The organism is Curvibacter sp. APW13 (assembly GCF_032337135.1).
Classification (GTDB): Bacteria; Pseudomonadota; Gammaproteobacteria; order Burkholderiales; family Burkholderiaceae_C; genus Allorhodoferax.
Genome location: NZ_JAVXZZ010000002.1, coordinates 448,164 through 461,130 on the forward strand (window position 1 = coordinate 448,164; position 12,967 = coordinate 461,130).

General features: G+C 66.5%; 9 protein-coding genes and 1 tRNA gene. 1 reads left to right on the top strand and 9 read right to left on the bottom strand.

The genetic code is table 11. The features are described from left to right. Nucleotide 1: 1 nt before the first annotated feature. Nucleotides 2-1,807 (bottom strand): gamma-glutamyltransferase family protein, encoded by a 1,806-nt coding sequence (locus tag RQP54_RS10395; protein ID WP_315678198.1) that lies wholly within the window; start codon nt 1,805-1,807, stop codon nt 2-4. A 56-nt stretch (nt 1,808-1,863) separates the two neighbouring features. Further along, nucleotides 1,864-1,937: transfer RNA gene (locus RQP54_RS10400), tRNA-Gly, on the bottom strand. Nucleotides 1,938-2,097: 160 nt separating this feature from the next. Here RQP54_RS10400 and RQP54_RS10405 point away from each other — a divergent pair. Further along, nucleotides 2,098-4,659 (top strand): EAL domain-containing protein, encoded by a 2,562-nt coding sequence (locus RQP54_RS10405; RefSeq protein WP_315678199.1) that lies wholly within the window; start codon nt 2,098-2,100, stop codon nt 4,657-4,659. A 76-nt stretch (nt 4,660-4,735) separates the two neighbouring features. Here the strand turns inward: RQP54_RS10405 and RQP54_RS10410 are convergent, their stop codons facing one another. The 7 genes from RQP54_RS10410 to RQP54_RS10440 all read right to left on the bottom strand — a co-directional run bounded on the left by RQP54_RS10410 (nt 4,736) and on the right by RQP54_RS10440 (nt 12,908). Further along, entirely contained in the window at nt 4,736-6,205 is a 1,470-nt protein-coding gene (locus RQP54_RS10410; RefSeq protein ID WP_315678200.1) for an NAD-dependent succinate-semialdehyde dehydrogenase, read from the bottom strand. Nucleotides 6,206-6,214: 9 nt separating this feature from the next. After that, the gene (locus RQP54_RS10415) at nt 6,215-6,874 is read right to left on the bottom strand and encodes a GntR family transcriptional regulator (RefSeq protein ID WP_315678201.1); all 660 of its coding nucleotides are present in this window, start codon (nt 6,872-6,874) and stop codon (nt 6,215-6,217) included. A 9-nt stretch (nt 6,875-6,883) separates the two neighbouring features. Next, the gene (locus RQP54_RS10420) at nt 6,884-8,425 is read right to left on the bottom strand and encodes an FAD-dependent oxidoreductase (RefSeq protein ID WP_315678202.1); all 1,542 of its coding nucleotides are present in this window, start codon (nt 8,423-8,425) and stop codon (nt 6,884-6,886) included. Further along, nucleotides 8,409-9,542, bottom strand: a complete 1,134-nt coding sequence (locus tag RQP54_RS10425; protein WP_315678203.1) for an FAD-dependent oxidoreductase — start codon at nt 9,540-9,542, stop codon at nt 8,409-8,411. Before RQP54_RS10425 ends, RQP54_RS10420 begins: the two co-directional genes overlap by 17 nt. Next, a complete protein-coding gene (locus tag RQP54_RS10430) occupies nt 9,539-10,561 on the bottom strand; it encodes a proline racemase family protein (protein ID WP_315678816.1) in 1,023 nt (340 codons plus the stop codon). Before RQP54_RS10430 ends, RQP54_RS10425 begins: the two co-directional genes overlap by 4 nt. Before the next feature lie 147 nt (nt 10,562-10,708). Next, on the bottom strand, nt 10,709-11,842 hold the full coding sequence (locus RQP54_RS10435; protein ID WP_409997552.1) for a branched-chain amino acid ABC transporter substrate-binding protein: 1,134 nt from the start codon (nt 11,840-11,842) through the stop codon (nt 10,709-10,711). A gap of 151 nt (nt 11,843-11,993) precedes the next feature. Further along, a complete protein-coding gene (locus tag RQP54_RS10440) occupies nt 11,994-12,908 on the bottom strand; it encodes a dihydrodipicolinate synthase family protein (RefSeq protein ID WP_315678207.1) in 915 nt (304 codons plus the stop codon). Between the last annotated feature and the right edge of the window lie 59 nt (nt 12,909-12,967).

Below are 12,967 nucleotides of genomic sequence, written 5' to 3' on the forward strand. Positions count from 1 at the left end.
TTCAGTCCCCCAGCACGACGCCTTCGCGGCGCGGATCGGCGCCGCCGAAGAAGCCGGTGGATGTCTTCTGGATCGCCTGCAAGCCGCTGGGCATGCCGATCTCACGCACCTCATGGCCCATGGCTTGCAGGGACTGCAGGGTGGCTGCGGGGAAGCGCTTTTCCTCCAGCACGGTGGGGCCGTTGGTGGAGCCAAAGTTCGGCAAGTTGATGGCCTGCTGCGCATTCAGGCCCCAGTTGAAGGTGCCCCACAGGGTCTTGGCGGTGTAGTGGATGATGAGCGCACCGCCGGGGCTGCCACCACTCATCAGCAAGGCCTTGGTGTCGGCGTCGAATACCAGCGTGGGTGACATGCTGGAGCGCGGCCGCTTGCCGGGCTCCACACGGTTGGCAATCGGGCGGCCTTGGGCGTCGCGGGGGGCAAAGCTGAAGTCAGTGAGTTCATTGTTCAGCAGAAAACCCTTCACCAGCTGCCGCGCACCGAAGGCGTCTTCAATGGTGGTGGTCATGGCCACGGCATGGCCTTGCGCGTCCACGACGCTGATGTGGCTGGTGCCGTACTCGGGTTGGGCTGGCATGGGCGCAAAGCTGGTGCGCACCGTGCCAGGCTGCCCGGGCTGGGCCACCTTCATGGACGTGGCGCCAATGCTGCGTGCGCGTTGGGCCAGGTAATCCGGGGCCAGCATCGACATCCAATCACCGCCGGGTGCCGACACAAAGGCCGGGTCGGCCACGTATTGGGCGCGGTCGGCGAACGCCAGGCGCGCCGCTTCGGTGTACCAGTGCAGCCACTGCGGTGTCGGCAGACCGTCGGTTCCCAGCGGCAGTGTTTGCGCAGGCGTATGGGCCAGCATGCCCAACATCTGCCCGATGGCAATGGCGCCCGAGCTGGGTGGTGGGAAGCCGCACAGCCGCAGATGTCGCCCGGCGGAGGTGGTATACGGGTGGCACAAGGCCTGGCGCTGCACGGGCTGGTAGTTGGCCAAATCGACCATCGATAGCGTGCCTGGGTTGGTGGGGTGTCCTTGCACCTTGGCCACCATGGCCTGGGCCACCGGCCCTTCGTACAGGGCGCGGCTGCCCTGGGTGGCCAGGGCGCGCAGCACGGCTGCAAGCTCGGGGTTTCTCAGCACATGCCCCACGGGCCAAGGCTTGCCGCTGGCGTCAAAGAAGTAGGCGGCAGCTGCCGGATCCTTGGCCAGTTGGGTTTCGCTGGCGAGCAAGGTATGCAGCCGGGGGCTCACCTTGAATCCGTTGTCAGCCAGCGTGATGGCGGGGATGAACAGCTGCGCCCAAGGCAGCTTGCCGTGTTGCCGGTGGGCCAGCTCCAGCATGCGCACCGTGCCCGGCACACCCACCGAACGCCCACCAACCACGGCTGCCATGAAGGGCATGGGCTTGCCGTCTGGCTGCAGGAACAGGTTTTCCGTCGCTGCGGCGGGGGCGGTCTCGCGCCCGTCAAATGCTGCCACGTTCTGGCCGTCGTAGTGCAGCAGGAATGCGCCGCCACCGATACCGCTGGATTGGGGTTCCACCAAGGTCAGCACCATCTGCACGGCGATAGCAGCGTCCACCGCGCTGCCGCCGGCCCGCAACACCTGCAATCCCGCGTCGGTAGCCAAGGGGTTGGCGGCTGCCACGGCGAAGCGTTGCGTATGCCAGCCAGGCTTGTCGGTATAGCCTGAGCTGCCTTCCGGCTGGGCTGGGATGCTGTAGGAAAGTGCCGGGGTCGGAGGCGGGGCGACGCAGGCGCCCACCAGGATGGGTAGCAGCACAACAGAAAGCAGGCGCAATGGAAAGGCAGTCATGGCAGGCCTTCAGCGGTGCCCGTGCCAGAGGGTGTATCCCAGCAGGGCAAGGGATGTGGAGCGGGTGATGGGAATCGAACCCACGTTATTTGCTTGGGAAGCAAGAGTCCTACCATTGAACGACACCCGCGATCCGACAGATTCTAGCGGCTTCGCGTCGTGGCTCCCGGTCGTGCGAATCAATCCGTGGCAAGTGCCTTGTTTCGTACTACCATGGTGGGCATGCCGTGCCCCTGGCGAGGGCCGGGTCCTCTTGGGTAAGTCCATGGCGCAGGTGCGCAGGAGTTCGGATGGGTCAGTGGTTGAACTGGGTGCGTTACCTTTTGGTGGTCTGGAGCCTGGCGTGCTCCATGGGCGCCATGGCAGCAGAGCGCGTCTTGCGCGTGGGTGTCTACAACAACCCTCCAAAAATCTTCTTCGAAGATGGCGGCAACGCTACCGGCGTCTTCATTGCCTTGCTCAAGGACATCGCGCAGGTCGAGGGTTGGGAGTTGCGATTCCAGTCCTGCGAATGGGAGGAGTGCCTCAGGCGTCTGGAGCAAGGGGAACTGGACATCATGCCGGACGTTGCACGCACGTCCGAGCGCGAAGCACGTTTTGACTTCCATGCAGTGGCTGCACTGAGCAGCTGGTCGCAGTTGTACCGGCGGCCGGGAACGAAGATCGAGTCGGTGGTGGACCTGCGGGGCAAACGCGTAGCGGTGTTGGCCAGCGGCGTGCAACGGGATTCTCTGCGCGCGTTGCTTGAAGGCATGGGCGTTCAGGCCGAGTTCGTTGCCACACCGACCGTGGCCGCTGCCTTTTCGATGGTTCAGCAGGGCCAAGCGGATGTCGCTGCGTCCAGCTACCACTTCGGTGACTACAGCGCGCCGGCCTACGGCTTGGTCGGAAGCCCGGTGCTGTTCAACCCCGCCAAGCTGTACTTCGCAGCCGGGAAGGATCGCCAGGCCGATGTGCTGGCTGCCATCGATGCGCGTCTACAGCAGTGGCAGGCGGATGCCGGATCCCCGTACTACGAAGTTCTGCGGGAATGGAGTGGCGTGCACGCCGAGTCGCCGATTCCCGAGTGGGTCGTGCACTCGTTCATTGCCGCGGCGGGGGGAGCACTCGCCCTGGTGCTGGTTTCGATGTGGCTGCGCCGTCGCGTGCGCGAGGCTGTGGCGCAGGTGCAGGCGCAGCGCGATGAGATGGAAGCCACGCTGCGGGCCGTGCCCGACCTGCTGTTCGAGATGGACGGTGAAGGCCGCTACCTGCAGGTTCATGCCAACCAGCCAGACCTCCTGGTTGCCCAGCGTGAAGCCTTGCTGGGAAAGCGGGTGGCCGACGTCATGCCACCCGAGCAATCGGCTTTGGTACTGCATTGCATTCAAGAGGCCATAGCCCAGGGTCACTCCACGGGGCAGCGCATTTCACTGGGCCTGCCGGATGGCGTTCACTGGTTCGAATTGTCGGCCGCGCGCAAGGCCCCCGCATCTGGCCGCAAGGCCACGGCCATGGTGCTCTCGCGTGATGTGACCGAGCGGGTGCAGGATCAGGCGGAAATCGCGCGACTGGCGGACTTTGACCACCTGACCAGCCTGCCCAACCGGGCACAGTTGCGTCGCCTGTTCGACAAGGCGGCAGCGCGCGCGCATCGGCACGGTCAGGCCATGGCGGTGGTGTTTCTGGACATCGACCATTTCAAGAACATCAACGACTCTCTGGGGCACGCGCTAGGCGACAAGATGCTCATGGAAGTGGCACGACGGCTGCAGCAGAGCTTGCGCGACACCGACATTGCCTGCCGCATGGGCGGAGACGAATTTGTGATGGTGCTGGACGACATCGACGGGGATGGTGCGGTGCGCATGGCCCAAAGGCTGCAGCATGCGCTGCATGCACCGTTTGACCTGGGGCCGTTCCAGTCCGGGGTGACGGCGTCCATAGGCATTGCGATGTTTCCCGACGATGCGACCGACCTCGACACCTTGCTGCGCAATGCCGATACGGCGATGTACCAGGCCAAGCAGGAGGGGCGCAACGGGGTTCGCTTCTTTACCCAGGCGATGCAAGTGCGCTCCGAGCGCCTGCTGGAGCTGTCGTCGGCGCTCGACAAGGCCGTGGAGCGCGGCGAGCTGACCGTGATGTACCAGCCGTTGGCCCGACTGGACAGTGGCCGTGTAGCCGGTGCCGAGGCGCTGCTGCGCTGGACGCACCCGATTCTTGGCATGGTTTCGCCCGTGGAGTTCATCCCCGTGGCCGAGAGTGCCGGCCAGATTCTGGTCATCGGTGAATGGGTGTTGCGCCAGGCCTGCCAGCAGGCCCGTAACTGGGACTTTGCCGGGCGCAACTGGGTCATGGCCGTGAATGTGTCGTTCATCCAGTTCCGTCAGACCGATTTCGTGTTGATGGTGGAGCGCGTCCTGCACGAAACTGGGCTGCCAGGCCATTGCCTGGAACTGGAACTCACCGAATCGGTGGCCATGGGTGACACCCGCAAGGCCGAGCACACCATGCGCCAGTTGCGCGCCATGGACGTGCGCGTGGCCATCGACGATTTCGGTACCGGCTATTCGTCCATGTCCTACCTGCGCCGCCTGGGCTTCCACAAGCTCAAGATCGACCAGAGCTTCGTGCGCCACATCGGCGAGGATGTGGCCGACGAATCCATCATAACCGCCACCATCCAGCTGGCGCGTTCACTGGGCATGCAGACCCTCGCCGAGGGGGTGGAAACCGAAACCCAACGTCGCTTCCTGCGTGCCCAGGGGTGCGATCTGATGCAGGGCTGGTTGCTGTCGAAAGCGATTCCACCGTCCGAGTGGGAGCCCTGGCTGCATGCACCGGGTTCGGCCGTGGTTTCGACCGATTAGGCAATAAAAAACGGCGCCACCCGGCGCCGTTATTGCGTAGTCCGCTACTGGAAACGTAGCGGCTGCAGGGCTTGCATCACTTCAGGATGTCGCCGATGCACAGGTACTTGATCTCGACATAGTCGTCCATGCCGAAGTGAGATCCCTCACGGCCCAGGCCGGACTGCTTCACGCCACCAAAGGGCACGTGCTCGGTGGCCAGGATGCCCACGTTGCAACCCACCATGCCGTACTCCAGCGCTTCACCGACGCGGTAGATGCGCCCGATGTCGCGGCTGTAGAAGTAGCTGGCCAAGCCAAACTCGGTGTTGTTGGCCGCATCAATGGCTTCCTGCTCGGTCTTGAACTTGAACACCGGCGCGAAGGGGCCGAAGGTCTCTTCCTTGGCACACAGCATGTCGGCCGTGGCGTCGGCCACCACCGTGGGCTCGAAGAACAGACCACCCAGCGCCTTGCCCCCGGCGACCACGCGGCCACCCTTGGCCACGGCATCGTCCACATGGCGCTGCACCTTGGCCACGGCGGCTTCCTCGATCAGCGGACCCTGGTTCACACCCTCGTCAAAGCCATTGCCCACCTTGGCGGTCTTCACCTTGGCAGCGAACTTGGTGACGAACTCGTCGTACACGCCTTCTTGCACATACAGGCGGTTCGAGCACACGCAGGTCTGGCCGGCGTTGCGGTACTTGCTGGCAAAGGCACCTTCCACGGCGGAGTCGATGTCGGCATCGTCGAACACGATGAAGGGGGCATTGCCACCCAATTCGAGCGCCAGCTTCTTGATGGTGGGAGCACACTGGGCCATGAGGATGCGGCCCACTTCGGTGGAGCCGGTAAAGCTCAGGTGGCGCACCACGTCGTTGGCGCAGATCTCCTTGCCCACGGCAATGGAGTTGGAAGCGTCAGCGCTCAGGATGTTGATGACACCGGCCGGGATACCGGCACGGATGGCCAGCTCGGCGGCAGCCAGGGCGGTCAGCGGAGTCAATTCAGCCGGCTTGATGACCACGGGGCAACCGGCAGCCAGGGCAGGGGCCACCTTGCGGGTGATCATGGCCAGGGGGAAGTTCCAGGGCGTAATCGCCGCGCACACGCCGATGGGCTGCTTCAGGACCATCAGGCGGCGGTTGTTGTCGAACTGGGGCAGGGTCTCGCCGTTGACGCGCTTGGCTTCTTCGGCAAACCACTCCACGAAGGAGGCACCGTAGGCGATCTCGCCCTTGGCTTCAGCAAAGGGCTTGCCTTGCTCGGCGGTCAGGATGCGGGCCAGGTCGTCGGTGTTGGCGGTGAGCAGGTCAAACCACTTGCGCAGGATGATGGAGCGCTCCTTGCCGGTCTTGTTGCGCCAGGCAGGCCAGGCGGCGTTGGCGGCGTCGATGGCAAGCTTCGCATCGGCAGCGCCGAGGTTGGCCACATCGGCCAGCTTCTCGCCGGTGGCGGGGTTGCAGACGTCAAAGCGGCTGGCGCCAGCAACCCACTGCCCGTTGATCAGGGCGTCGGTCTTCAAGAGGCTGGGGTCTTTGAGTTGGCTTAACGGAGAGGTCATGGTTCTTTTTCAGTTGTTGATCACCCGGCGGGCGAATTTTTCCAGGTAGTCCATCAGCTGGTCGGCGCCCAGCATGGCGGCGGATTCGTTGGCGCTGGCGATGCCCTGGGCCAGTGCCAGGTGGTGGCGCGCCCCTTCGGCAATTTCGCCTTCGTGCTGGTAGGCGTACCAGAAACGGCGGCATTTCACGATCAGCGGCAGCACGCATTGCACGGCCGACTGGTTCTGGCTGGCGAGGTGGATCACGACGTCGAGCGCATGGTCGGCCTGCATGTAGGCATCGAGGTCGCCCTGGGCCGCGGCGTCCACCATGGCCTGGGCGCGGCGCAGTACCTCCTGGCGCTGCATGGCCGTGGCGCGGCGGGCGGCGCAGGCGGCGATGAGGCGCTCCAGTGCGCGGCGGGTCTGGATCACGTCGAGGTGGTCGGCCAGGTCGATGTTCGACACCACGAGGCCGCGGCGCGGCTGCTGCTGGATCAGGCCGATGGAGACCATGCGCAGCAGGGCCTCGCGCACCGGGGTGCGGCCCAGGCTGGTCATGGCCACCAGATCGGCTTCGACGATGGGGGAGCCGGGCTCCAGCCGCAAGGTGGAGATCAGGACTTCGATGGCTTCGTAGGCCTGGTCGGCGGCACGGAGCTTGATGGGGGGGCGTTCGCTGCTGGGCATGGTGCAATGCTAACGCTGCAGCAGGGAGTCGATGCGTACTGGCACCACAGGTTCGCGCGGTGCCGGTGTTTCCCAGCCCCACAGGGTTTGGGCCGCGGTGGCGCAGGTGCGCCCCTGGCAGGGGCCCATGCCGCAGCGCGTCTGCAGTTTGGCCTGCTGCCAGCCGCCCGCGTGGCGCACTTCGCCCACGGTCAAGTCCTCGCAGCGGCACAGCACCGTGTCGTCGTCGGCCAGCTGGCGCACCGATTCGCCCAAGGCAAAGCCGTGTGCCATGGTGTCGGCAAACGCTTGCCAGCGTCGCAGCTCACCGCGAAGGTTCTGGGCGCGCTCGGTCTGTCCGGTCGCGGCATACCCGGCCATGCGTCCCTGCACGCGGGCGCGCTCGCTGCCACCTGGGCCCGTGAGCTCGCCCGCTGCCCATATGCCGGCCACGCTGGTGGCCATCTGGCTGTCCACCACGACCGCATCGGCTGCGTCCACGGTGCATCCGGCCAAGCGCGCCAGGGCGTTGTTGGGTACCAGCCCATAACCACAAGCCAGCCGATCGCAGGCCTGCTCCCACTCGCGCGCCCCTTGGCGCAGGCGCACGGCTTCCAGCCGCTCGGTACCCAGGGCCCGCACCACTACCGTGCCGGGCTGCCAGGCGGCGGTGTGCAGTCGGGCAGCCTGTACCAGCTTGCCCGGCCAGCGCCACAGCGCGGCCGCTGTGCCGATCATGGCGCTCCAGGGGGCTTGTTCGGCCACCTGCGGCACCTGGGCGCCGTGTTCGCGCAGGGTGTGGGCCACGGCCAGCAGCAGGGGCCCGCTACCGGCCACGACCACGCGTTGCCCCGCCACCTGGGTGCCTGCCTTGACCAGGGCCTGCAGGGCACCGGCGCCGGTGACGCCGGGTAGCGTCCAACCCGGAAAAGGCAGCAGGCGTTCGCGTGCGCCGCTGCAGAGAATGAGGTGCTGGTAGGACTGCACCCAGGCGGAGTCCGGGCCTTCGAGCAGTACCTGCCCGGGCGCGGGAAAGGACACGGCGCGGGTGGCGCTGTGGCGCTCGATCGTGCGCTGGGCGTCGATGCGCCGTGTCAGTGCGTGGGCCTCGGAGGGGGCGCCGGGGCGCTGGCGCCAGATTTGCCCGCCGGGCAGCGGGTTGTCGTCTACCAGCACCACCTGCGCGCCCGCCTCGGCGGCAGCCTGTGCGGCTTCCAGACCCGCAGGGCCGGCGCCCAGTACCAGCACATCGCAGTGTGCCGTGGCCTGGCCTGCGGGAGCCGAAGGGAGGGGCTGTGGCACCGGCTCGTTGCCGTCCAGGCGCTGTACCACCATGCCTTCGCATACCGGGGTCTGGCAGGCCAGGCGGCGCTGGCCGTCCACCGTGACGCGGCATTCCTGGCACACCCCCATGCCGCACAGGGCGGAGCGGGCTTCGCCGCCTACGCTGATGCGTGTGGTGGCTTGCCCGGCGTTGGCCATGGCAGCCATCAGGCTGATGCCATGGTCGGCCGTGCAGGCTTGGCCGTTGAGCGTGAAGGCGACGCGCGCCGGTTCAGTGGGCAGGGGCATGGTGTTCTGCAGCGGTGAAACGGGTGACCCGGTAGGGGGCAGCGTCCAGGGGCGCGCTCGTACCGTGTACCAAGGCAGCCATCAGCGTCCCGGTGGCCGGTGCCGTGGTCACCCCCAGGCCTTCGTGGCCCACGGCCAGCCACACACCGGGCAACTGGGGGTGTGCGTCGATGATGGGTACGCCGTCGGGGGTGGCGCAGCGCACGCCGGTCCAGGTGCGGATGGCGTTGCAGTGGCGCAGCCCCGGCAGGTAGGTGCAGGCGCGCTCCAGCATGGCGCGCAGCATGGCGGCGTCCACGGCCGGGTCGGTGTCGTCGTAGTTGCGCGAGGAACCAATCAGCAGCTGCCCGGTCGGGCGCGGCTGGGCATTGAAGGCCACGCTGGGCCCCTGGGCGTGGTGGGCGCTGGTGACATAGCCCAGCTCCACCAGCTGGTGGTGCAGGGCGCCGGGGTAGCGGTCGGTGATGAGCAACTGGCCTTTCTTGGCGCGCAGTGGCAGGGTCGGGCACAGGGCCGCAGCGCTCCAGCCCGCGGCCACCACCACGGCCTGGGCGCGGATGCGTTCCCCGCCCACCAGTTCCACGCCATGGGGCTCCAGGCTTTTCACGCTGGCCTGGTGCAGCGTGATGCGCGCATGGCCGGGTGCGCCCTGCAGCAGCCAGCGTGCCGCCACGGGGGCATAGACGATGGCGTCGTCGGGCACCTGCAGTGCGCCCGTGAGGCCGGGGCGCAGCAGGGGCTCGGTATGGGCCAGGGCACGCGCATCGAGCCAGTGGCTGGCCACGCCCTGGTCCTGCAGGCGGCGCTGCTTGCGTTCAGCTTCGTCCTGCTCGGCCTGGTCTGCGGCGACCCACAGGGTGCCGCAGCGGTGGTAGGCGGCCTGCGTCGGCAATGCGGGCGCCCAGCTGCGCCAGGCAGCCAGCGAGTGGGCGCACAGGGCCATCTCTGCCGGGTTGTCGTCCATGAACACCAGGTGGCCCATGCCGGCGGCGGTGGCGCTGCGGCGCTGGTCGTCCAGCACCAGCACCTGGCGGCCAGCCGCCGCGAGCGCCTGCGCACAGGCCGCACCGACGATGCCGCCGCCGACGACCAGAACATCGACTTGCCGTTGGGTCACGCGCGGATGCCCCAGCGGTAGGGGTCGGTGGGGTCGAGCAGCAGCGTGGCTTCGGCACTGATCCAGGCCTGGCCGCGGATGGTCGGGATGATGTGGCCCGGTGTGTCGGCCAGGGTGTAGCTGCCTTCGAACACGCTGCCGATCACGCTGGCCTGGCGCCACACGGCGCCGGGGGCGAGGGTGGCATCGGCCGCCAGGCAGGCCAGCTTGGCGCTGGTGCCGGTGCCGCAGGGCGAGCGGTCGTAGGCCATGCCGGGGCACAGCACGAAGTTGCGGCTGTGGCATCTGGCCCCCACGCTTGCCGCTGCGTCGGCTGCGCTGCCCCCCAAGGGGGCGCGTTCGCCTTGGGGCGGCCCGGCGGCGAACCCGCTTTCATCCTCCGCGAACAGTTCGATGTGGTCGATCTCTGCGCCGTTGGCGCCGGTGATGCCCTGGGCCGCCAGGGCCTGGCGGATGCGGGTGGTGTAGTGGGTCAGGGCGGCGATGTTGTCCGGCGCAACCCGCTGGCCGTGCTCGGCCACCAGGAAGAACCAGTTGCCGCCCCAGGCGATGTCACCGGTGATGGTGCTGCCGTCGTCCAGGCGCAGCGGCACGGCGCGGGCGTGGCGGTAGGCGGGTACGTTGCGCACGCTCACCGTGCGGTCGTCGTGCAGGGTGGCGCGCACGTCGCCCACCGGGGTTTCGATCAGGTGTTCGCCGGCACCGATGCGGCCCATGTAGGCCAGCGTGGCCACCAGGCCGATGGTGCCGTGGCCGCACATGCCCAGGTAGCCGGTGTTGTTGAAGAAGATCACGCCTGCGGCCGCGGCCGGGTTGACCGGCGTGCACAGCAAGGCGCCCACCAGTACGTCGTTGCCGCGCGGTTCGAGCATGGAGGCGGCACGCCAGTCGTCATGGTGGGCGCGCAGGCGCTCCAGGCGTTCGCGCATGCTGCCGCTGCCCAGGTCGGGAAAACCACCGGTGACCACGCGGGTGGGCTCACCGCCGGTATGGGAGTCGATGACGTGGATCGATTGCAGGGTCATGGCGCGCTTCGTGGTGGAAAAGGGTTGTCAGTCCGGGGCGGGAAAAAAGGGCAGCCCCGGTAGGGACTGCCCGCAGGGTGCAGCTTACCAACCGCCGGGTGCAGTGGCTGGCAGGCTGCGTGGTGTGCACGGGTGCGTGCGTCAATAGCTGGCCAGCGGGGTGGCCTGGGCGTTTTTGAAGGTGTACACCGTGATCGGTGCCTGCTTCATGTTGCCCTTGTCGTCGTAGGCATAGGTGCCGGCTACGCCCTTGTAGCTGCCCTTGCGCAGTTCGGCCGCCACCTTGGCGGGGTCGGTGGAGCCGGCCTTGGCCATGGACAGGCCGATGAGCATCATCTGGTCATAGAACGAGGCCGCGTAGGCGTCGGCGTCCAGGTTGAACTGCTTCTTGTACTTGGCCTTGAAGGCCGGGCCGTCGTTGGTCTTGTCCAGCATGGAGCCGCCTTGGGCGCAGTACACCACTTCGTTGACCGCGTCGCCACCGAGCTTGCCCATTTCGGGGCTGCACAGCGTGTCGCCACCAAGCATCTTGGTGTTGACGGCGAGCTGCTTCATCTGGCGCGCCATGGGGGCGGCCTGCGGGGCATAGCCACCGTAGAACATCACGTCGGGCTTCTTGGCCTTGATGTTGGTGAGGATGGAGGAGAAGTCCGTCGCCTTGTCGGTGGTGTATTCCTGGCCGACGATGGTCAGGCCCTGGGCCTTGGCTTCCTTGATGAATTCCGCTGCCACGCCTTGTCCGAAGGCCGTGCGGTCGTCCACCACGGCGGCAGTCTTGGCCTTCATGACCTTGGCGGCATACATGGCCATGCTGGAGCCGATCTGGTTGTCCCCGGCGATGATGCGGAACAGGTGCTTGTAGCCGCCCTCGGTAACCTTGGGGTTGGTGCCCACGGTGGATACCAGGGCGCCACCGTCGTCATAGACGCGGGAGGCCGGAATGGCAACGCCCGAGCAGTAGGGGCCCATGACGTATTTCACGCCACTGTCGACCAGCTTCTGTGCCACGGCCACGCCCGACTTGGGGTCGCACTGGTCGTCTTCGGACTGCAGCTCGAACTTGAGGGTCTTGCCGGCCACCTGCAGCTTCTTGGCATTGAGTTCCTCAATGGCCAGGCGGGTGCCGTTTTCGTTGTCCTTGCCAGCAAAGGCGTTGGGGCCGGAGAGCGGGCCGGTCTGGCCGATCTTGACGACTTGCTCCTGTGCCACCGCATGGCCGGCCAGGGTAAGCGCCAGCGCTGCAAACAAGGGGGTCGTCGAACGCGTACGTTGCATCTTCATTTCCTTTTGGGAGATTGGTTTGACAGAAAGTCGGAACTCCAACGGACCGGCCCTCCAGCGCACCACCGCGTTGCTTCACCCTGCCGTGCTCGCGCACGGACGGGGAGTTGGCAACGGGGGAGGTGTACGGGAACGCTAATCCGTATCAGGCCTGTGACCTGTATTCCTGCGGGCGGGTTTCCAGTGCCTTTTGGACAATGGCAATCACCGCGTCGCGCTCCGATCCTACCAAGGGCAGACGGGGGCGACGCATGTGCTCGGTGCTGACGCCGGCCACGACGTCGATGAGTTTGAGGTTCTGGACCAGCTTGGTGGAAACATCCAGGTGCAGCATGGGGGTCATCCACTGGTAGATCTTGAGCGCTTCGGCGAAGCGCCCTTCCTTCATCAGGTTGTACAGGGCCACGTTTTCACGCGGGAAGGTGCAGCCCACGCCTGCCAGCAGGCCGTCGCAGCCCAGGGCCAGACCTTCGTAGGCCAGGTCGTCCACGCCCATGAACAGCTGGTAGCGGTTGCCCAGCAGGTTGCGCAGGTCGGTGATGCGGCGGATGTTGTCGGTGCTTTCCTTGATGGCGACGATCCACTTGCAGTCGGCCAGCTCGGCCATGTGCTCGGGCTTGAGGTCGACCTTGTAGGCCACCGGGTTGTTGTAGACCATGATGGGCTTCTGGGCCTCTTCGGCCATGGCGCGCACGTTGGCCATGGCTTCACGGGCATCGGCGGCATAGATCACCGAGGGCATGACCATGTAGCCGTCCACGCCCAGGGCGTTGGCGCCACGGATGTAGCGCAGGGCCTCGCGGGTGGAGGTTTCGGACACGTTGGCCAGCACGGGTACGCGCCCGGCGCTGGCCTTGAGGGCGCAGTCCGCCACCAGCAGCTTTTCTTCCAGGGTGAGGGTGCTGGCTTCGCCCAGCGAGCCGCAGGTGACGAGGCCGTGCACGCCGTTGCGGATCAGGTAGTCGATGTGCTTGGCCGTGCCTTGCAGGTCCAGGGATTCATCGGCGTGGAACTTGGTGGTGATGGCGGGGAAGATGCCTTGCCATTTCGGGAGTGTCATGGGGTGTGCCTTGCAGGGAGTTCAGTGGTTGATGTACGTATCTTACAAATATATTTACA

Excerpts from the sequence above, each read along its gene's own strand:
- RQP54_RS10410 (WP_315678200.1), bottom strand. The coding sequence starts at position 6,205 with ATGACCTCTCCGTTAAGCCAACTCAAAGACCCCAGCCTCTTGAAGACC.
- RQP54_RS10415 (WP_315678201.1), bottom strand. The coding sequence starts at position 6,874 with ATGCCCAGCAGCGAACGCCCCCCCATCAAGCTCCGTGCCGCCGACCAG.
- RQP54_RS10420 (WP_315678202.1), bottom strand. The coding sequence starts at position 8,425 with ATGCCCCTGCCCACTGAACCGGCGCGCGTCGCCTTCACGCTCAACGGC.
- RQP54_RS10435 (WP_409997552.1), bottom strand. The coding sequence starts at position 11,842 with ATGCAACGTACGCGTTCGACGACCCCCTTGTTTGCAGCGCTGGCGCTT.
- RQP54_RS10405 (WP_315678199.1), top strand. The coding sequence starts at position 2,098 with ATGGGTCAGTGGTTGAACTGGGTGCGTTACCTTTTGGTGGTCTGGAGC.
- RQP54_RS10395 (WP_315678198.1), bottom strand. The coding sequence starts at position 1,807 with ATGACTGCCTTTCCATTGCGCCTGCTTTCTGTTGTGCTGCTACCCATC.
- RQP54_RS10440 (WP_315678207.1), bottom strand. The coding sequence starts at position 12,908 with ATGACACTCCCGAAATGGCAAGGCATCTTCCCCGCCATCACCACCAAG.